This is a genomic window from Cytobacillus oceanisediminis, assembly GCF_007830235.1.
Classification (GTDB): domain Bacteria; phylum Bacillota; class Bacilli; order Bacillales; family Cytobacillaceae; genus Cytobacillus; species Cytobacillus oceanisediminis.
This window is the reverse complement of sequence record NZ_VLKI01000001.1, coordinates 533,455-553,789: the sequence shown is the minus strand read 5'-3', so window position 1 is coordinate 553,789 and position 20,335 is coordinate 533,455. Positions and strand designations below refer to the sequence as shown.

The 20,335-nt window shown below is 38.2% G+C and carries 19 protein-coding genes and 3 pseudogenes; 17 read left to right on the top strand and 5 right to left on the bottom strand.

Translation table 11 applies throughout. From position 1 onward, the window contains the following. From IQ19_RS02675 to IQ19_RS02660, 4 genes and pseudogenes are all read left to right on the top strand, one after another. On the top strand, positions 1 to 306 hold a 306-nt coding region (locus tag IQ19_RS02675), incomplete at its 5' end, for a hypothetical protein (protein WP_158638726.1). Between the two features lie 23 nt (positions 307 to 329). Further along, positions 330 to 671: a hypothetical protein gene (locus IQ19_RS02670; RefSeq protein WP_144539580.1), complete on the top strand. Its 342-nt coding sequence runs from the start codon at positions 330 to 332 to the stop codon at positions 669 to 671. Positions 672 to 1,300: 629 nt separating this feature from the next. Further along, the gene (locus IQ19_RS02665; protein ID WP_144539578.1) at positions 1,301 to 1,492 is read left to right on the top strand and encodes a hypothetical protein; all 192 of its coding nucleotides are present in this window, start codon (positions 1,301 to 1,303) and stop codon (positions 1,490 to 1,492) included. Positions 1,493 to 1,551: 59 nt separating this feature from the next. Continuing rightward, positions 1,552 to 1,993, top strand: a pseudogene (locus tag IQ19_RS02660) (YfmQ family protein). A 70-nt stretch (positions 1,994 to 2,063) separates the two neighbouring features. On the opposite strand, the gene IQ19_RS02655 reads toward IQ19_RS02660, so the two are convergent. Then, a complete protein-coding gene (locus IQ19_RS02655) occupies positions 2,064 to 3,500 on the bottom strand; it encodes an aminotransferase-like domain-containing protein (protein ID WP_144539575.1) in 1,437 nt (478 codons plus the stop codon). A 243-nt stretch (positions 3,501 to 3,743) separates the two neighbouring features. Between IQ19_RS02655 and IQ19_RS02650 the strand changes: the two genes are divergently transcribed. From IQ19_RS02650 to IQ19_RS02640, 3 genes are all read left to right on the top strand, one after another. Further along, the gene (locus IQ19_RS02650; protein WP_144539573.1) at positions 3,744 to 4,577 is read left to right on the top strand and encodes a carbonic anhydrase; all 834 of its coding nucleotides are present in this window, start codon (positions 3,744 to 3,746) and stop codon (positions 4,575 to 4,577) included. Between the two features lie 179 nt (positions 4,578 to 4,756). After that, positions 4,757 to 5,251, top strand: a complete 495-nt coding sequence (locus IQ19_RS02645; RefSeq protein ID WP_242020869.1) for a MarR family winged helix-turn-helix transcriptional regulator — start codon at positions 4,757 to 4,759, stop codon at positions 5,249 to 5,251. Positions 5,252 to 5,340: 89 nt separating this feature from the next. After that, positions 5,341 to 5,901: a hypothetical protein gene (locus IQ19_RS02640; RefSeq protein WP_144539571.1), complete on the top strand. Its 561-nt coding sequence runs from the start codon at positions 5,341 to 5,343 to the stop codon at positions 5,899 to 5,901. A 186-nt stretch (positions 5,902 to 6,087) separates the two neighbouring features. Here IQ19_RS02640 and IQ19_RS02635 read toward each other — a convergent pair whose 3' ends face one another. Continuing rightward, positions 6,088 to 6,684, bottom strand: coding sequence for a DUF421 domain-containing protein (locus IQ19_RS02635; RefSeq protein ID WP_144539569.1), 597 nt, complete (start codon positions 6,682 to 6,684; stop codon positions 6,088 to 6,090). Positions 6,685 to 7,147: 463 nt separating this feature from the next. Here IQ19_RS02635 and IQ19_RS02630 point away from each other — a divergent pair, with 463 nt between their 5' ends. The 4 genes and pseudogenes from IQ19_RS02630 (at position 7,148) to IQ19_RS02615 (ending at position 10,454) form a co-directional block, all read left to right on the top strand. Further along, entirely contained in the window at positions 7,148 to 8,338 is a 1,191-nt protein-coding gene (locus IQ19_RS02630; RefSeq protein WP_144539567.1) for a cytochrome P450 family protein, read from the top strand. Positions 8,339 to 8,584: 246 nt separating this feature from the next. Further along, positions 8,585 to 8,677: pseudogene (locus IQ19_RS02625) on the top strand (biofilm-forming protein); the annotation flags it as partial. A 708-nt stretch (positions 8,678 to 9,385) separates the two neighbouring features. Next, a complete protein-coding gene (locus IQ19_RS02620; protein ID WP_144539565.1) occupies positions 9,386 to 10,144 on the top strand; it encodes a TraR/DksA C4-type zinc finger protein in 759 nt (252 codons plus the stop codon). Positions 10,145 to 10,199: 55 nt separating this feature from the next. Further along, positions 10,200 to 10,454, top strand: a complete 255-nt coding sequence (locus IQ19_RS02615; protein ID WP_144539562.1) for a sporulation protein — start codon at positions 10,200 to 10,202, stop codon at positions 10,452 to 10,454. 62 nt (positions 10,455 to 10,516) lie between these two features. Here IQ19_RS02615 and IQ19_RS02610 read toward each other — a convergent pair whose 3' ends face one another. Further along, positions 10,517 to 11,263, bottom strand: a complete 747-nt coding sequence (locus IQ19_RS02610) for a YqcI/YcgG family protein (protein ID WP_144539560.1) — start codon at positions 11,261 to 11,263, stop codon at positions 10,517 to 10,519. 64 nt (positions 11,264 to 11,327) lie between these two features. Here IQ19_RS02610 and IQ19_RS28885 point away from each other — a divergent pair, with 64 nt between their 5' ends. After that, positions 11,328 to 11,450 carry a hypothetical protein gene (locus tag IQ19_RS28885; protein WP_277875250.1) on the top strand — a complete coding sequence of 41 codons (123 nt, stop codon included), beginning with the start codon at positions 11,328 to 11,330 and terminating at the stop codon, positions 11,448 to 11,450. Positions 11,451 to 11,965: 515 nt separating this feature from the next. On the opposite strand, the gene IQ19_RS02600 is transcribed toward IQ19_RS28885, so the two are convergent. Then, entirely contained in the window at positions 11,966 to 12,568 is a 603-nt protein-coding gene (locus IQ19_RS02600; RefSeq protein ID WP_144539558.1) for a hypothetical protein, read from the bottom strand. Between the two features lie 469 nt (positions 12,569 to 13,037). Between IQ19_RS02600 and IQ19_RS02595 the strand changes: the two are divergent. From IQ19_RS02595 to IQ19_RS02585, 3 genes and pseudogenes are all read left to right on the top strand, one after another. After that, a pseudogene (locus tag IQ19_RS02595) lies at positions 13,038 to 13,976 on the top strand (proline dehydrogenase family protein). Positions 13,977 to 13,999: 23 nt separating this feature from the next. Beyond that, positions 14,000 to 15,547, top strand: a complete 1,548-nt coding sequence (gene pruA / locus IQ19_RS02590) for an L-glutamate gamma-semialdehyde dehydrogenase (RefSeq protein ID WP_144540075.1) — start codon at positions 14,000 to 14,002, stop codon at positions 15,545 to 15,547. A gap of 172 nt (positions 15,548 to 15,719) precedes the next feature. Further along, positions 15,720 to 16,964: a PucR family transcriptional regulator gene (locus IQ19_RS02585; protein WP_144539556.1), complete on the top strand. Its 1,245-nt coding sequence runs from the start codon at positions 15,720 to 15,722 to the stop codon at positions 16,962 to 16,964. A 161-nt stretch (positions 16,965 to 17,125) separates the two neighbouring features. Here IQ19_RS02585 and IQ19_RS02580 read toward each other — a convergent pair whose 3' ends face one another. Further along, the gene (locus IQ19_RS02580; RefSeq protein ID WP_158638725.1) at positions 17,126 to 17,533 is read right to left on the bottom strand and encodes a helix-turn-helix domain-containing protein; all 408 of its coding nucleotides are present in this window, start codon (positions 17,531 to 17,533) and stop codon (positions 17,126 to 17,128) included. Positions 17,534 to 17,735: 202 nt separating this feature from the next. On the opposite strand from IQ19_RS02580, the gene IQ19_RS02575 reads away from it, so the two are divergent. Next, a complete protein-coding gene (locus IQ19_RS02575; protein WP_144539554.1) occupies positions 17,736 to 18,725 on the top strand; it encodes an asparaginase in 990 nt (329 codons plus the stop codon). Between the two features lie 23 nt (positions 18,726 to 18,748). After that, positions 18,749 to 20,179: an aspartate ammonia-lyase gene (gene aspA, locus IQ19_RS02570; protein ID WP_144539552.1), complete on the top strand. Its 1,431-nt coding sequence runs from the start codon at positions 18,749 to 18,751 to the stop codon at positions 20,177 to 20,179. Positions 20,180 to 20,335 lie beyond the last annotated feature (156 nt).

The window sequence follows — 20,335 nt, the reverse complement described above, 5'->3', positions numbered from 1 at the left end:
GAAGCAGAAGCAGAAGCAGAAGCAGAGGCAGAAGCACAAGCAAATAATAGTTTTGAAAACAATAACATTATTGCAAAAACCGGGCATAATATAATGGTAGGTTATTGTGATAACAACGCTTCCTTTTTAGCAATAGCTATGTCACAACTTGCACTTCTTGAAGCATTAAGGGGGAAGCAAGATTCTAATTATGAAGACTCATTAATTTCCAGCTTGAAAAATACACTAAATTTAATGCAGCAAGATGGAAACAGCAATCGTCAAGCAATCCTTGATGCTCTTAATTCCCTCAGAAAAGAAGATTAATAAGAAGAGAAGGAGGAGATTAGATGGCTAAAAGGAAAGTCTCGCGCTGTAGCATTCCTGCTAAAAATGGCAAAGAAAATTTACTTGTAAAAATAATAAATAGCACAGAAGAAAATAGCCGGTCATTTAAGCTAAGAGCCTACGATAAAGATTCAGATTCTCAAGAATCCTTGCCTATTTTTTTCAATAATAAGCCTAAATACGAAGATACTCTAGCACCTGGTTCCGAGAAAGTATACAGTATTGACGCGGCAGGTGTAAAAAGGAAAGTCGTTCTGGAATTTATTCAAGAGAAGGGCGGGGCTGGAATTTCTGTTTCCAGCAAAAATAGAGGCTCATCAAATGTTCAAATTACTTTGAAATAAAAAAATAATAGGAGCTGAGTCAATAGAGTGCTTTTATTTTCTATTGATCCGGCACCTAGTCTATTTGCTTAATAACTAACGAAGACCTAGATATCAATAACTATTTATGCCGCTATTAACTATTAACCATTGTGGCTATCGTTCGGTCATTATTAGGGTTTGTTGGTTTTAACAGACGTGATATAGAAAATTAATAAAATTTATTAATTAGAGCCTCTAGCTAGTGTTGAGAGGCTTTTTCTCATAGATTAAATAGGTTATTGCTTTAATAGACAGCTCATTTATAACACTTGTCGCTTATGCCCCTTACGGAGGACATTTTACCAGATCATTTATTGATATTAGTCCTTCACCCCTTTTTACGAACGATATTTGTGTCATACTTATACTTAAGAGGTTAATTGCAATATAAATAAAGTTAAGTCTTCTGCAAAGAAGAGAATTTAGGTGAATATAAAGAGCCGGTTACACTGCTTGGAAGTTAGAAGATAAAAGTGGATGGTTAATTTTATTCCAAAGTGGATGGTTATTTATCGATTCATGTACGTTATGATTTATTTATAAAAAAGCTTTAAAAATTTATTTATAGCTTTTTTCTAAAATTAATCATGATAATGAAGAGGTGCAGCATGGAATTAATGCTTGGATTGGTTATTTTAATTTTAATTTTTGCCGTGGTTTCGACATTGCTGCTGACAGAGAAGGCTGACGAAAACTATGGAAGTTCGACAAAAAGGAATACAACAAATTTAACTTTAATATATGTGGTGATTATATTTATAGCATTAGCTTCACTTGGAATCTACATTTGGCGGGCTTAATAATTAAAAAAGACCCTGGGTCCAGCCTATATTGCAGAGTATAACGGAGATGATGAAATATGACATGGGCTGTTTTGGTTCCAATCATACACGTAAGTTTATTAAAAATACTTTTGACCTGTCTGCCCTGGCACAGTTTATTGGCTTATCAGTAAATTTGAAACTCATTCCAAGCTAAATGTGAAAGATGTTACGATAACCATCTCTGGTATGAGATTGGAAGGCGAGGAAAAACTTAATATTATAAATTACTTCAACGAAGCGATATTTATTAAAAGACATTATATACATCCGGGGAACGAGCAAAATTTTTTACATCCAGTGAATAGTGGAACACCAATCGTTATTGATGTTAATAGCCGAAATATAGATGTCACGTTATGGATATACAGTTACAACGACCGTATTGATGTTGTCAAACTGTATAAGAAAAAAGTAATTGAGTATAGTTTGATTTCCGAGAGCCTGCAAAATAGTTTTTTGGCAGTACACGGGAGTTAGTGTAATAGGAAAATGGAAAAAGACAGTCTTTTATGGGCTGCCTTTTTTCTTGTAAAGAGATAGAGAGTTCTCAATTCTTTATAGATGCAAGGGCATCAGTAAATCGTTTTATTCCTTCATGTATGTTATCTTCTTTTTCCCTTGCATAAGTGAAACGTACAAATCCGCTCTCAGATCCCATTGTTGTCCCTGGAACGTAGATGACTCCTCTCTTTATAGATTCTTCGAGCAATTGAATTTCATTGTGCTCTTTTTTGATCCTGCACCAAAGATGTATTCCTCCTTGAGGAATGGTATATTCAATTTGATCTTTTAGAAGGGTCTGAAGACTGTTAACGATTTGGTTCCCTCGCCGTTCTAATTGCTTAACTAAGTGGTCAATATGGGATTCAAAGTTCCTGGATTCTAAAAAATCATTGGCAATCCATTGAGAGTAACTGCCATGTCCAAAATCGACCTGCTGCTTTGCATCTGATAATCTTTCAATCACGGATCTCGGACCAATAATCCAACCAATTCTCAGCCCTGAAGCAACGATTTTTGTGAGTGAGCTTATATATAAAACATTCCCGTTCATATCCATCGATTTAAGGGTCCTCATTCTTTCCCCAGTAAAGGGTGTTAAGCTGTATGGATCATCTTCCACCACAGGAATTCCATACTCAGAAGACAATTCAAGAATTTTTCTGCGCCGTTCTTCAGGCAATAAAGTACCTGTAGGATTCTGAAAAATAGGATTTAAAAAGATCATTTTTATTCGGTGCTTTTTATATAGTGCAGTAATAACGTTTGGGTTTAGTCCATCCTTATCTACTTTTAAATAATAGGTTTTTATTCCTGCTGATTTAAATATCGGAAGGCTGTAGTGATAGGAAGGGTCCTCAATCGCAACTGCATCTCCAGGTTTTAACAGGCATTGAACAACAAGATGCAAGGCCTGCTGTGCACCGGATGTAATCAAGATAGATGATGCGTTCGTCTCAATTTCTTTAAATTTTTTAACATGGGCAGCCAGGGTTTCTCTAAGAATTCCATTTCCTTGGGGATGGTCATATCCCAAAGTCCCGATAAAGGATCTGTTCGAAGTGATCTCCCTTAGCGAATCCATCGGAAAAAGATCCTGAGACAATTCCCCGCTGGCTAAATTGATCAGCTTTGTCTCTGCCAGTTCTTTATGGATTCTTTGGGTTACAGGCATATTGGGCAAAAATGAACCCGCTTCAATGTACCTGTTCCAGCTTGGAATTCTTTTCTTTGCCATCCCCCAAATATCTTTACTAATCGTTGTTCCGCTGCCTCTATTTCGATTAATGATCCCATTTGACTCAAGTTCATCATAGGAAGCAACAACCGTGCTTCTATTTATATCAAACTGCTTTGCCAATCCTCTTTCAGAGGGAAGCGGTTTGTCAGGGGGAAAAGTGCCATCAGCAATCCCGTTCTCTATATATATGGCCAGCTGTTTATAAATGGGTGTTTTCGATTTTCTGTCAGGTTTCCAATCCAATTGAAACATCCTTTTTTTAAAAATAAGCTCTCATAATTATAACATTCTTCCTGAATAATCTATTCCTAAACTGTTTGCGTAATTATAGAGGTAAATTACATCCTGTGGTTTTCTTGAGCTCCTTTACTCTCATTTAGGAATATATTTAAATTTGTCTATTTTGTGTCGGTTTACATTAATAGGAATAAATGTTAATAGGATGGGTATAAACCTAAGGGAAATACTAAAATTTAGGAGGTTAAAATGGTAAAGAACAATCTTTTCTTTTCTTTTTTATTTTTTTCGCTGCTAATTTTTTTAATTGGCTGTTCAGAAAGTGAACAAAAAACATCTATAACTGAACAGCAGATTGAAACAGAGAATGAAAGAGACCATATATCTGTTGAAACACAGACAAATGATTGGTCTTACGAAGGAGAGACAGGACCTAAACACTGGGGAGAATTAGATACTGCAAACTTAGCTTGTAAAAAAGGCAAAGAACAATCTCCAATAAACGTTAAGAATGAAGAATTATCAAAAAATAATGGCGAAACATTATTAGAAATTAAGTATTCTCCTGCTATGTTTACACTCGTGAATAACGGTCATACCATTCAGGCAAATTCAATTAGAGGCCAGAACTCGATCATTTTAGATAAAATAGAGTATAAGTTAGAACAGTTACACTTCCATACACCAAGCGAACATCAATTTAATGGGGAAAATTTTGATATGGAATTACATTTAGTACATAAAAACAAAAATGATCAGCTAGCAGTTCTTGGGGTAATGATAAAGGCAGGTGATATTAATAACGAATTGGAAACTATATGGGAAAATGCACCAAAAAACAATTCCGGAGAGGTTACTCTTGAAGAGACAATTAATTTAATGAAAGTTCTCCCAAAAGATAAACAGTTATTTCGCTATAAAGGGTCCCTGACAACTCCTCCATGTTCTGAAGGGGTTACTTGGATTGTATTGCAAGAACCAATTCAAATGTCTAATCAACAGATAGAAACTTTTCGTAATATTTTCCAAGATAATCATCGCCCTGTTCAGCCAACCAATGATAGAGAGATATTAAGTAACTAGAATGAACTAGGTAAACTAAAGGATGGACGGGCGAGTCTTTCGTGTAATAAAAATAAAATTCTGAGCTAATTAAGAATTCAAGAGGTGGATAATTGCCGCCTCTATTTTTTATGCATATTTTATTTCGATAATCAAAAAATATTTGTAACTACAATTGTATTAGTAAGTGAGGATGGTGAATGGTGGATATTTTGCTGAAGCAACAGACTGTTCTTGTCATTAGGGCCCTGTATTTTTGCATGGAAAAGAGGTGGTCGGAGCTGGAGAAGAGGTTCAATCTTTCTACCGCTCAGCAGCATATTTTATTTTTGCTCGCAACGAATGAAAGTGTGCTTAGTCCAACACAGTTAAGTGAACTAGGCTGCTGGCATATCTCAACAGTTACGCGATTATTAAAGCCACTTCAGGAAAAGGGCTTTATCCAATTAACCGTTAATAAAGATAAGCCCAGATATAAGCAAGTTACCATTACTGTAAATGGAAAACAAACACTCAATCAAATTATGGATGCTGTACGGGATATGGAGCAATTTCCCTTTAATTTAACCTATTTATCAGAGGGAGAGCTGAAAGCTTTTCTTGATTATGGACAGAGGATCTTAGGCGTTCAAAAAGGGGATCAATTTATGAAAATGCTGCAAGAGGCGAGAGTAGAGAACTACGATTATGCATAATAACGGAATGATTCATTTCTATTTAAGCTGTTAGTTGCCATTGTTCCTGGGTAATTTTCTTAAGAATAAGCATTTATGGAGGTCATTATATGAGTTACAAGGAGTACTGGGATCAGATCTTTAAACAGAATAAGGATATGAATTCATTAATCACTTCCTACTGGCATGATTATTCCAATATGGGAACGTGGCAGTTCTGGTTAGTGATATCCCTGCTGGTTCTCCCACTCATTCTGCTTTATTTTACAGTAGACCGCAGAAGAATTTTTGAGGTGTTTTTCTTTGGATATACCGTTCATATACTGTGGGCCTACCTAGACATTTTTTTACAAAGGTATAGTTTTTTCGTTCACACATACTTTTTTACACCAATTTTTCCCCATGCCCTCAATATGACGGCATCCGCACTTCCCGTTGGGTTCTTGCTTCTCTATCAATACTGTTTAAATCATAAGAAAAACTTCCTCGTTTATACTTTATTTTTAAGCGCAGTGTTTGCCTTTGGGTTTGCAACCATCGAAGCACTAATAGGGATGCTTGAATTTAATAAAGGGATGAATCAATTTTACTTGTTTCTTATCGATGTAGGGATAGCCTATGCCGCTTACTTCTTAACCAAATTCGTGAAAAAAATAAGAAGGAATGAGTAGCTCGATGAGGAGTATGAATAACAATCTGCTGCTCATTTGGCAGCTTTTTCATCTAGGTGAAGTTTTTATAATTCCTATATTTGTTTTTTAATTTCTATAAATTAGTTTGGAGAGCTGAACGAGTAGCTTTTCAATAGAAGCATTGCAAAAAGGTTATGATCGTGAGATTCATACCCTTTTTAGCTTCTATTGTAAATGTTTGGGCACATTAGACGAGTCCTTAGTAATGGTTTCGGTAAATAGGCTATTTTGAGTCTGTGTTTGAGCGTTTTGGTTCATCAATTGGCCAGTTTGGATCAGCTGGATTAGTTTATGGATATCTTCCTTTGTTGCCGGCTGTTTTTGGTTTTTTAATGTGTATCCTAATTGTCCGCTGGATTCAAGAGTAGCAAATTCTACATCATTAATAGCTGAAATTCCTGATTGGCGCAGCCGGGCTTCTAATTTATCCACAGGCAGCCGCAGTTTTCTTAAGTTATTTTCATTTAAGGTTCCATTTTCAATAACTGGGACAGCTTTACCTGAAATGGCAGTCTCAGAGCTGTCAAATTTAACCTGAATGAATTCAGTAATGATCAGGCATAGGACCAAAATTAATGCGACACCAAAGGTCGCCCAAAGTCCTTGGCCGGTTACAGGCTGAATGAGCAGTGTCCCAATTCCGATCATGATGACGGTTTGCGGAATCGTCATTTGTGATATCGATCTTCTTCCACTAATTCTTAGCAGTATGTTTCCTATTACAAAAATCAACAGAGTTTGCCAAATTAAATTTAAATCCATGTTCATTCTCCTTTTATTAAGTTAATAGGTGTCTGCCAGATATACGGTCTTTATTTTTTGCAATCAGGGCTTACATATACATAAAAGAAAGACTCCAGCTTACGTATACTTAAAGATCGGTTGAAATCCATTTTGGGGGATCATCTGTCGATTGGGTTGCGAAGGTAAAATAAGATTTGTTTTCTTATCATCGACAAGGTATTTTTAAACCATTATGATCACGGATGAAATTGTAAAAAATAAACGATTAAAAGCTCCCAGGAGACTGGGGGCTTATTTAAATGCTTACACCATCTGCTGAATTGGGTAAGATCTGTAGAAAGAGCGGTTTATGATAAATCCTTCTGGAGACAATTAAAAATGGCTAAAAAAGTAAATGGTGTTGCAATAAAATAAGATGCCATCGCCTTATAGTGATCCTTTAAACTTTGATTTATTTAAGCAATATGGAAATGAGAGGAGAATGAAGTTGAATCCCAAATTTAAAGTATTTTCTGATGAATTCACCAAAAATCCTTATCCGGCCTATAAGAATCTTCGGGAGACGGAGCCGGTCCTTAAAATGAGGTTTCCTGATGGACAGGAAGGCTGGATCATTACAAGGTATGATGATGCTGTTGAGGTGTTGAAGGATCACCGGTTTATTAAGAATGTGTCCAAGCTTTTTGGAGGCAGCATGGAGCACCAGAGTATTTTCATGCATAATATGCTTTTTTCGGACCCGCCAGATCATAAGAGACTGCGAGGGCTTGTTCAAAAAGCTTTCACACCTCAAATGATTTCTGGAATGCGCGGGAGGATTCAGGAGATAACGAATGATCTTCTGGAGAAAGCGGCAGGTAAGGAAACGATAAATTTGATTGACGATTTTGCTTTTCCATTGCCCATTATTGTCATTTGCGAGATTCTCGGTGTGCCAGCTGAAGACCGTAATAAATTTCGAATTTGGTCAAATTCGCTAATTGAAGGTTCGAATGGCGAGCATGCAGCAGAGATGTTTCAGCATATGAATGAATTTATTCTATATTTAAGCGAGTGGTTTGAAAAAATACGGAAAAATCAAGGCAAGGACCTTATAAGCCAGTTAATGATGGCTGAGAATGAAAGCGATCATCTCACTGAGCGCGAGCTGTTTGGAGTGGTTACCCTATTAATCATCGCAGGCCATGAAACGACTGTGAATCTGATTGGCAACAGCATTCTCGCTCTAATCGAACATCCAGAACAGCTTGGCTTGCTTCAAAATCAGCCTGAAATTATACATAATGCCATAGAGGAAACCCTCCGCTTTAATGGCCCGGTTGAATTCAGCACATCCCGCTGGGCGAGTGAGGATCTGGATTTCAAAGGTGCAGCTATTCGCAGAGGGGATTTAGTCATCGTTGCTTTAAATTCAGCCAATCATGATCCACTCCAATTTAAGGACCCTGAAATCTTTGATATTACAAGAGAGAAAAGCCCGCACCTTGCTTTTGGGAAAGGAATACACCTCTGTCTGGGGGCTCCGCTTGCAAGGCTTGAGGGAGAAATCGCTATCAAAAGCCTAATCCAAAGATTCCCGGATATGAAACTCAATATTAGCAAAGACCAGCTCGAATGGAGACCGGGTATGATTGTCAGAGGAGTAAAGGAAATCCCGCTTCTTTTAAAATGATTGAAAGCTGCTTGTAAAACTAAAATCCCCTTTCTATCAAGGGGAGTTTTTAAAATTATTTCGCATTTGATTAAGGAATAAAAAAGAAATTCAATCGAACAATAATGATACCTATGATATCCAAATTCCTAGACTTCTGCATAAAACACATCACTGACTATTGGATATTTGCTTTTTTCAGCTTCTGATCAAGTTAAGATTTTTCTTGCGGCGGGTAAAATTAATCTTTTCAAGGTGGTGAAATAAATGGCGAAGAAAGGAATACAAAACTCAAGTATCGAGCAAGTTCAGATAGATCATGAAACCGAATCTGCCTTTCAGGTAGATAACCCTAAAAAAGGAAGACAAACAAAGGTAAATAATGATATAAATTTTATCAAGAAGAAGCGAAGGAAGGTTCCATTGTTTCTTCCTGTTTTGTTTATTTTAAGGACTGCACCCCTTTAGGTCGTTAATCGGTTGAATAGCTACGAAACCTCGAAGGATGCATGCATTATCGTCGTTAATCAGCGTGAATAGCTACGAAACCTCGAAGGATACATGACTTATCGTTGTTAATCAGTGTGAATAGCTACCAAACCTCGAAGGATACATGCATTATCGTCGTTAATCAGCGTGAATAGCTACGAAACCTCGAAGGATGCATGCATTATCGTCGTTAATCAGCGTGAATAGCTACGAAACCTCGAAGGATACATGACTTATCGTCGTTAATCAGTGTGAATAGCAACCAAACCTCGAAGGATACATGACTTATCGTCGTTAATCAGCGTAATTAACTACCAAATCTCCAGATCTGCATGCATTTTCGTCCTAATAAGTAATAGTACTCCCAGATTACTTAGGTTCAAATTTTTTCATCGTAAATTAGCTAGATAATTTCTTAAGGTTCCCACAAAGCCGGTCGTTAATCACTAGAAACCCTAATTTCTCAATACATTTCTACAGTCCAAAAAATGGTTTAACCGGTACAAAAACTCCCTCATTTCTTTTCATTAAATGCTAAATACTAAGGTAAGAAAATGTCACTTAAGAAGGAATGATAAAATGCCGTTAAATCAAAATCAAATTGCTGACTTCCGTGCAGCCTTAATAAAGATGAAAGAAGACATAAATAAAAGACAGGGTGCTAATGACAATTTTGATTTAAAATCAGACTTTTTTCATGAGTCAATGGGGGAGTTATCAAGTTATGATAACCATCCCGCTGATGAGGGCACTGAATTGTTTGAGCGCGAAAAGGACATTGCCTTGCATCAGCATTTAGATTACGAACTTGAAAAGATTGAAGCAGCACTCGCTTCCATTGAAAAAGGGACCTATGGCAAATGCATTGCCTGTAATAAGGAAATTCCTCTGGAGAGACTTGAAGCAGTCCCGGAGACCCTATATTGCAAGGAGCATTCTCCTGACCAGACAGTTTCAACAAACCGTCCTATTGAGGAAGGTGTATTAATGCCTCCATTTGGCAAATTCGATATGGATGAGCAGGATGAAAATGTTGCTTATGATGCCGAAGATTCCTGGCAGGAGGTTGCTAAATGGGGGACATCGGAAACGCCATCCGATTTAGCCATTCCTCCCGAGCACTATAATGACACCTATATTGAGTATGATGAAAATGTGGGTTATGTAGAAGATTATGAAAACTTTGTTGGCAATGATATGTATGGAAAGAATATTACGGTTTACCCGAATGACCAGCATGATAAATATGAAGAAAGCCTTGATGAAGAAGGAATCATGACTTCATTTGGGGACTTGCCGGCTTTTGAACATGATGCATATGTTGATGATGACAAGTAATTTTTCTCAAAAAACATGCCAATAGCTGTTTTAGTAACCGAAGGAGAGGACGCAGATGGAACAATCTTTGAGTTATTTACGGGAGATTTTATCTGCCCATACTGAAAACGACGCTGTAGGCAGAAGGCTTTATAAAAGTCTATCTACCCATGATTTTAAATCCGACCAGATATTTGCCTGGCAGCTAACTCAGGAAGAAAGCAATTATCTTAATAAGGTTCTTGAGGAAGCAATCGAATATTCCAAACAGGAGCAGGATGAAGAAAGAGCGCGTCAGTTGAATCAAGTTTATGAGCAGTTGTTTACTTAAGCTGCAGGAGAACAGAATTGAGTTCTGTTCTCCTTTTATTTATTCACTTATTTTGGGGATGTTCAGGTCTTCTTGGCAATTCCCAAAAACCTGTGAAAGGGACACTTCGATATAGTGGTGTCATCGTCCCTCAGAAAATATTGCTTCCATTCAAAGTTATCTTCTGCTCCATATCTGTTTAGGTCTGGATGGATCGGGCTGCTATCATATTTTCCCAGCCTTTTTCGCACCTGGGATTTAATCCTGCGGGCATAAGATTCTTTTTTAGAAAACTCTTGCAGCACCCATCTCGGGGTGATGGCAAGCAACATGCAATCAAAATGCCGGCTCTGCCGATTCTCGTGTGCAGGAGTGGCACAATACATAAAATACTGCTCTCCATGAAAGCAAAACTCCCAAATTGGATTATATGGGTCTTTAGGTATATCTTCAGGCCACTTAACTTCATCTATCTCACTTAATCTGGCTAGCTGCTGCCAAAATAGCTGCTCAAATTGTTCCACTTTATAGGAATCTCTCAAATCCTTCGGAGTCTTGTAGAAGACAATGAGAGAAGTGTAGTTTCCGAATGTTCTTGAATGATGGGTGAATTCCTTCAGCATCTTAGCCACTTGTTCGATGGAGGCCGGTTCCCTTGGGTCATCCGCAAACCCATAACGAAGCTGTTTTTTGGAAAATCCGATGGTTGCCGGGATGCAAGGGAATGGTTTAGCTTTATCCGTCAACTTCACTTCGAACTTTTCCAGAGCGTTTCGTTCCCATTCTTTTAGCTGATACCGGTCGGTGGAATTATCTGTATATAAAATCATGACATCTTCACCCCCCAATAACTCCTACAGTATATTCTAAATGGGATAAGGCAGGTGAGTGTCCATGGGTAAAATGGGCAGGGCAGAAGGTAGAAGCCATGGGGCAGTCATGGCGACAAAAATAGAGGAACACAAGAACAAGAATGGTCTCCATAGAGCTGTCATAACGACGAAAATTGGAGATTAGTAAGGAGAATGTTGTCATAAAGCGGTCATGATGACGAAAACCGAAGGATGGTAAGGAAAAAGGTCTTCATAAAGCGGTTATGACGACTAAAACCGAAGGATGGTAAGGAGAAAGGTGTTCATAGAGCTGTCATGACCACCAAAATCGAAGGATGGTAAGGAGAAAGGTCTTCATAAAGGGGTTATGACGACAAAAATCGAAGGTCAGTAAAAGAAACGTCTTCATAGATAATTCATGACCACGAAAACCTATATAACGGGAATCCGTCCGGAAGTGGCACAAACCATTGTGACCCTGGGTATTAAGATTAATGGCATAAAAATAAAGGCCAATCTTTATCAGGCTTTTGAGGAAATACATGGATAAATACAAAAGCAGTCCTTAATTACATCTATTTAGCAGAGTAATTCTCATTGCTCTGCTTTTATATTGTTTGAAGAGGCTTATTTTACAATTTAAAATGATTATGTTCATATGCTAATCTCATAACTAAAAAAACGACAGATGCCTGCCGTCTACTGGAATAATCTTTTAGCCACCCATATGTTTAAATACAAGTTTGAGAGTATAATCTCAATAGTCTCATCTTTTTCCAAATCAACTTCTATGTCCTTATCAGTAGGAAACAGGTAAAAGCCAAATTCATCTCCATCCCGGAAGTTTAAACCAGATGTGCCAGAAGGCGATAATGTAAAAGTTTTACCCCGATAGGCTCCTACAGCAGTCACTTCCGGTATACCAGTAAAATCATTGTCAGTTGGCACATGCTGAATGGCAGAGACTAACGTTGCACCATTCATATGATAATTTCCACTTGACCGAAAGCTTACTTCATAACCTGATTCATCATTATTAAATACTTTTGACACGTAAATTTGATTCTTTCCATCCTCATAAACTACTTTTCCTTCGTTGCTTTTCAAATCGCTTAAATCAATGCTTACAGAATACTTTCCTTCAACTGGAGAGCCATTATTATAATAAGCATCCACATTTTTAGAAAAATAACTAATTCCATTCATCCAAATCCCAAACAAACCGCTCGCCCAAAGGAAAAAGGATATTCCAAGAACACTCAGGACAATACTAATGAATCTTTCATTAGGTTTAAAACACATGAAACCTCCTTAACTAGCTGGTTTTGCCTATATAAGTAATTTTAACATAATCTTCCTATTGTGTTGCGAAAAGAGTTGATTTATTAAAGAATTTTCCACTGAATACGGTTTATATCCTGTTGTGTGTTTTCATTCATGTTTCCCAGCTTCCTTTTTACATGAATGTTATTAATATATTCGTTAAAAAAAGGATAAAAAGAAGCTTAAGTTTCAAAGTGAGGGGGGGCCCCAGGTATAGCTTTTTGGGCATCCTCTATGATTTTTGCAGTGAAATTTCCTGTTGTGTTTCTAACACAAAAAACAATGAAATATTTGTTTTTTTTATACATTGTTACAGACTATTCAGAAATGTAGAATACTAACTATGATAGAAAACAAAGATGTGATCCGTTGCATCTTTGATATTAGCCTGCTGGATTAAGATAATTTGGGTGGTGGATAGCTGCTATAACCATTGGGGGTGTTATGAATGAATATAAGTTCCAGATCGTTTTTTTTATATTTATCGAAAAACAAGGCACTAAATCGTGCAGCCCAAAACTGGGGAGGCAATATTGCTGCCGGTAAAATTATTGGTGGAACGGACTTCCCAAGCTCCATTCCATTCATCCGGACACTTAATGAACAAGGATTGGCTGTTACGGTTGATCATTTAGGCGAGTTTGTAACAAATGCAGCTGTCGCCAGAGAACGAACAGATGAGTGTATCCGGACGATTGAAATGATCGCATCCGGACGATTGAAATGATCGCATCCGGAAGCTTGGATACAGGTTTCATTGAAGCTTACATCATTAGGTTTAGACATAGATGCCCAGCTTGTTTATGAAAATCTGGCAAGAATCCTGGATGCAGCCGAAAAGCAGAAGATCATGGTTACCATTGATATGGAAGATGAGCAGCGCTGTCAAAAAACGCTTGATATTTTTAAAGATTTCAAAAAACGCTACTCCTATGTTAGCACGGTCCTTCAAGCCTATTTATACCGGACGGAAAATGACTTGAATGATTTACATCCCTATCAGCCATTTTTGCGTTTGGTAAAAGGGGCTTATCAGGAATTGCCTGATGTTGCTTTTCCGGAAAAAACGGATGTGGATGAAAATTATAAAAGGCTTATCAAAACCCAGCTATTAAATGGGCATTATACAGCAATTGCTACACATGATGATAATATGATTGACCACACCAAACAGCTTGTAAAAGACCATAACATCAGCTTGGACTCTTTTGAATTTCAAATGCTTTATGGAATGAGAACAACAACACAACAGGAGTTAGTGAAAGAAGGTTATAAAACTCGAGTGTATGTCCCTTATGGAAGTGATTGGTATGGATTCTTTATGAGAAGACTTGCTGAACGTCCGGCTAATATAGCATTTGCTCAAAAAGGGATGGCAATAAAATAGATTAATAGAAGGGATAGATGAAAATGACAATACCTTACAAACATGAACCATTTACTGATTTTACAAATGAAGCAAACAAGGAAGCCTTTCAACAGGCACTAGCAGAAGTGAACGAAATAATGGGCAGGGAGTATCCGCTTGTCATCAACGGGGAAAGAATTACGACGGAAGAAAAAATTGTTTCCTCAAATCCGGCAAACAAGGAAGAAGTGGTTGGTTCGGTTTCAAAAGCAAACAAAGAACATGCAGAAATGGCGATTCAAGCAGCGGCTGATGCTTTTGAGGATTGGAGATATTGGAATCCGGAGGAGAGAGCGAATATTCTATTTAGGGCAGCTGCGATGATTCGCCGTAAAAAGCACTTTTTCTCTGCTCTATTAGTAAAAGAAGCAGGGAAGCCTTGGAATGAAGCAGATGCTGATACCGCAGAGGCCATTGATTTCCTGGAATATTACGCTCGCCAGATGATTGAACTGGCAAACGGAAAACCAGTAAACAGCCGTGAAGGGGAAAGCAATAAATATATTTACACGCCAACAGGGGTTACTGTCGTCATTCCGCCTTGGAACTTTTTATTTGCCATCATGGCAGGGACTACTGTAGCGCCAATCGTGACTGGTAACACCGTTGTGCTGAAACCGGCCAGTGCAACACCAATTATTGCCGCATTATTTGTGGATATTTTGGAACAGGCAGGCCTGCCAAAAGGTGTAGTGAATTTTGTTCCAGGCAGCGGAGCTGAGGTTGGAGATTACTTAGTTGATCATCCGAAAACAAGTATTATCACCTTTACAGGATCCCGTGAAGTAGGAACACGCATTTTTGAACGTGCAGCAAAAATTCAGCCAGGACAACAGCATTTAAAGCGTGTCATTGCAGAAATGGGCGGAAAGGATACGGTCGTCGTTGACAAGGATTGTGATATTGAACTGGCAGCCCAATCCATATTTGCTTCTGCATTCGGTTTTTCAGGCCAAAAGTGTTCTGCAGGTTCCAGGGCAGTTGTTCATGCTGATGTATATGATCAGGTGCTGGAACGTGTAGCAGAGATTACGGAGCAAAAAATCGTCGGAAATCCCGAGAACCATGATACGTATATGGGACCTGTTATTGATCAGGGGTCATTCGAAAAAATTATGGGATACATTGAGGTTGGCAAGGAAGAGGGCCGATTGGTAAGCGGCGGAAAAGGCGACAATTCAAAAGGCTACTTTATTGAACCAACGATCTTCGCAGATTTGGATCCAAATTCACGAGTGATGCAGGAAGAAATTTTCGGCCCTGTGGTTGGGTTTTCAAAGGCTGAAAGCTTCGATGAAGCGCTCAAGATTGCCAATAACACGGAATACGGTTTAACAGGAGCCGTCATCACCAATAACAGACAGCTAATCGAAAGGGCAAAACGGGAATTTCATGTAGGAAATCTATATATTAACCGGACATGTACAGGAGCGATCGTTGGATATCATCCATTCGGAGGATTTAAAATGTCTGGAACAGATTCAAAAGCCGGCGGACCAGACTATTTGGCACTCCATATGCAGGCAAAAACCATTAGTGAAATGCTTTAACATATAAAAAATCATATAGTAATGCCAGGACTCAGTGGATATCATAGTTGGTATCCACTGTTTTCGCGTTGTATTAAGCAAATGGTCAGGCAATATTTGGGATTAGGAAAAATACTATACATTCTTCAAATTGATAAGTATGATAAGGGGAAACAAGGCAGGAGGCACGAAAATGAAGGAGCAATTGGAGCAAATCCTTACTTTATCGGATTTGGATAAAATAATCGATTTGATCAGCTATACGTTAAAAAAACCGGTCATTTTGGAAAATGATCATTTCTTCCTATTAGCTTACAACTCTTACTATATTGATCAATTTGATAAAGCGAATCAGGAAACCATTTTTTCAAAAAAATGTCCATTACATATATTTGAAGCGTTTGTGGAAACAGGAATTATTGATCAGCTTAAAACAATCCCGGTTCCATTTAGAATCAACGATATGAAAGAAATTGGCCTGAACCAGCGGGTGGTTGTCAGTACAAGGTACAAAGAGACCATTATGGGCTATATCTGGGTTCAGGAAATAAATGATAACCTAACGGATGAAGAGATGGAGTTTTTATATGAAGCCTCCATTCACGTAGGAAAAATCATCCATAAAAAAACGAAAATCATTCATCAAAAAGATATAGAGATTGAAAATTTATTCAGAAATGCGATCAATAATCGTTATACAAATGAAAAGGATTTTAGATGGGAAGCCAACCAGTTAAACATCGTCCTGCCCTCAATATTTTGCATTATGGTTGTGAATGTCATAAATGCAGAGGATGAGCTGGTAGAGGAATTAAAAGAAACAATAAGGTCTTATCTAAACTTGAAGGATAATACAAGTCACGTGTTAATCGATCGTTCCAATATCATTATTGCTGTAGGCTGCTACTCTACCCAGTACTCTCCTGCAGCTGCTTCTTTACAGATTGTAGAAAACCTATTAACTAATTTTGACACAAATCGATATTCCCAGATCTATATCGGCATTGGCAATGAATATCAGCAGCTTTTATCTTTTAATAAAAGCTATAAAGAAGCACTTGAAGTTGTGGAACTAACAGAAAGGCTGGGAACCCAGGAAAATATACCTTATGAATATGAAAAGCTGGGGATCATCCGGTACTTGGATATCATTAACGAGAAAAACAAGAAAAATCAATATGTAAATAAAAATTTGCAGATTTTAAAAGAAAAGGATCAGGAAAGCCAAACGGAGCTTCTCAAAACACTGGAATATTTTTTGGTTAATAACTGCAAATTAAAGCCGACTGCTGAACAAATGTTTATTCACCCTAATACGTTAAACTATAGGATTAAGCAAATAACCGAACTTACAACGATCAATTTTTCGGATTTTAATCAAAAATGCCAGCTCTATCTTGATTTAATGCTATTGAAGGAAGGCTTAGGAAAAAGCTAAACATTTGCATAGTGGTTTTTTTACAACTATGCTCCTTATCATGTGAAATTCCTTCATCTTGATTATTCCGGCTGCATTCTACAAAAGAGGCAGCTGGATTTTTCCAATAACCTTTTCTGATCATTCACTAAAACTGTCTTTAAGATAATTAATACCTCTAATTAATTTGTCTTTTCATTTAAATAACTTGATTCACCAACTGAATTTTTGCCCTGTTCCTTGCGCTGTCCTAACTCACGTTTTGCCCTTATAAATGCAATCACGTACTCGATTTCTTCCTGGGAAAGAGTACTCCCATCTACCGACAAATCTACAAACAGACAGTCTGCCAATTCGATAGCGGTTTTCTCAAAGGCTGGCTGAAATTTAGGATCTTCAACTCTGCCAAGAATGTAATCGGTTGAGGTTTGAAATAGGTCTGCCATTAATTTAATTGCTTCTAATGAAGGTCTGCGGTGCCCTGATTCGTACCCTGCATATGTACTTTTGGCTATGCCAAGAAGGTCAGCTGTTTCCTGCAAGGACCAGTTGTTGCTCTTTCTTAATTTTGTTAATCTATTTAAAATCATAACTCTACTCTCCTTTCATTTCAGTATACCATCATAAAATAGAAAAATGTACGCGAAATGAATAATATTTTCTTGATTTCTTCTTGTTTCCTCCATATAATTACTTCCATAGTACGCGATTCGCGTATAAAAATCTAAAAGTCTTCATTCCTTTATTTAAAAGTAACTGATCCTTTAACAGGATGGAAGGTGGAACCCCGTTTTGAAAAAATTAATGCTGCTGACAACCGGTGGAACAATCGCTTCATTGGAAGGGGATAACGGACTGGTACCTGAATTGGAAGCCGATGAAATCTTAAGTTACCTGCCGGGATTAAATACTCTCTATCATATCGAAACCAAGCCCTTGATGAATATTGATAGCACAAATATGCAGCCGGAATATTGGGGAATAATAGCAAAAGCTATTTATGAGAATTATGACAACTACGATGGCTTTGTGATTACCCATGGCACAGATACAATGGCTTACAGCTCTGCTGCCATTTCCTATATGCTGCAAAGCCTGGACAAGCCTGTTGTCATCACAGGGTCTCAAATTCCCATTTCATTCCAGAAAACAGATGCGAAAAAAAATATAAGTGATGCCGTTCGATTCGCCTGTGAGAAGATAGGCGGAGTATTTATCGTGTTTGATGGGCGAGTCATACAGGGGACAAGGGCCATTAAATTGAGAACAAAAAGCTATGATTCATTTGAAAGCATCAATTATCCCTATGTAGCTTCCATTTACGGAAATAAAATTGAATACAGTAATCCATTACAAACAGAAAAGAAAAAAGAAATTAAGCTTGATACCTCCCTTTGTACGGATGTATCTTTAGTTAAGCTATTCCCGGGCATTAAGCCGGAATACTTTGATTTCCTGAAAGAACACTGTCAGGGCATTGTAGTTGAAAGCTATGGCAGCGGCGGAATCCCTTTTCACGGAAGAAATATTTTGGAGAAACTGAATGAGCTCACGGAAAGCGGCATATCTGTTGTTGTGACTACCCAATGTTTAGAAGAAGGAGAGGACATGGAAATCTATGAAGTTGGGAGGAAAGTGAATCAGAATACGATTATTCGTTCCAGGAATATGAATACGGAAGCGATTGTTCCAAAATTGATGTGGGTGCTGGGCAAGACACATGATTTGAAAAGGGTTAAGGAATTGATGGAAACACCAATTGCAAATGATATTACAATCTAAAGATTCCAGAGGAGAATAAGGAAATGATTAAGACCGAGAGAGCTTGTAGAATTGAAAAAGATTTCCTTGGTGAAAAGGAAATTCCCAAAGATGTGTATTATGGCATTCAAACCTTACGGGCCGTTGAAAACTTCCCTATTACCGGATATAGGATTCATACAGAAATGATTAGGGCATTGGCGATGATCAAAAAAGCGGCTGCACTGGCAAATATGGATACAAAGCGTTTATATGAAGGAATAGGCAACGCGATCATCCAGTCGTCCGACGAAATTCTTGAAGGAAAATGGCATGAGTTTTTTATTGTTGACCCGATTCAGGGGGGGGCAGGCACTTCTATAAATATGAATGCAAATGAAGTCATTGCAAACCGCTCGCTTGAACTGCTTGGCCATGAAAAAGGCGAATATGGCCGGATAAGCCCAAACAGCCATGTCAATATGTCTCAATCGACAAATGACGTGTTCCCAACTGCCATACATATATCTGCCCTTAATCTTCTTGACAAGCTTTTGAATACGATGAATGACATGTTTCATGTATTTAAAAGGAAAGCACTGGAATTTGATTCTGTTATAAAAATGGGCCGTACCCATCTTCAGGATGCTGTTCCCATTCGCCTGGGCCAAGAATTTGAAGCTTACAGCCGAGTACTGGAACGGGATATTAAACGCATTGGACAAACACGCCAGCACCTCTATGAAGTAAACATGGGGGCAACAGCTGTAGGGACTGGTTTAAATGCTGATCCTCTTTATATTAAAAATGTGGTAAAGCACCTGGCATGTATAAGCGGGTTGCCGCTTGCCGGGACTGAACATCTGGTTGACGCCACGCAAAACACGGATGCCTATACGGAGGTATCAGCAGCATTAAAGGTGTGTATGATCAATATGTCCAAAATAGCCAATGACTTGCGGTTAATGGCTTCAGGTCCCCGTGCCGGGCTAGGGGAAATTAATCTGCCGTCACGTCAGCCAGGCTCTTCCATCATGCCAGGAAAGATTAACCCCGTTATGCCGGAACTCATTAACCAGACTGCCTTTCAGGTAATCGGGAATGATCAGACGATTTGTCTTGCCTCCGAAGCAGGACAGCTTGAACTGAATGTTATGGAGCCTGTCCTGGTTTTTAATTTGCTTCAGTCGATCAGCATCATGAACAATGCCTTCAGAAGCTTTACCGACTATTGCCTATCAGGAATCGAAGCAAATGAAGATCGGATGAAGGAATATGTGGAAAAGAGTGTAGGCATCATTACAGCTGTTAACCCGCACCTGGGATATGAGGTTGTTTCAAGGATTGCCAGGGAAGCCATCCTTAAAGGAAAGTCGGTTAGAGAGCTTTGCCTGCAATATGACGTTCTAACAGAAGAGGAGCTTGAACTGATTTTAAACCCGTACGAAATGACAAATCCGGGTATAGCTGGCAATGCTTTGTTAAATAGAAACTAAACAGTTTTTAATTAATAATAAGGTAAGGTATTTAATACTTTATTAAAAGGTGAGGGGAGTGAGCATTCCCTCATTTTTTATTTAACACGAATCTGCACCAGCAATAATTAACAGGAAAACACAACGACAATTAAAACAAAGGCTTTAGACCAGAAA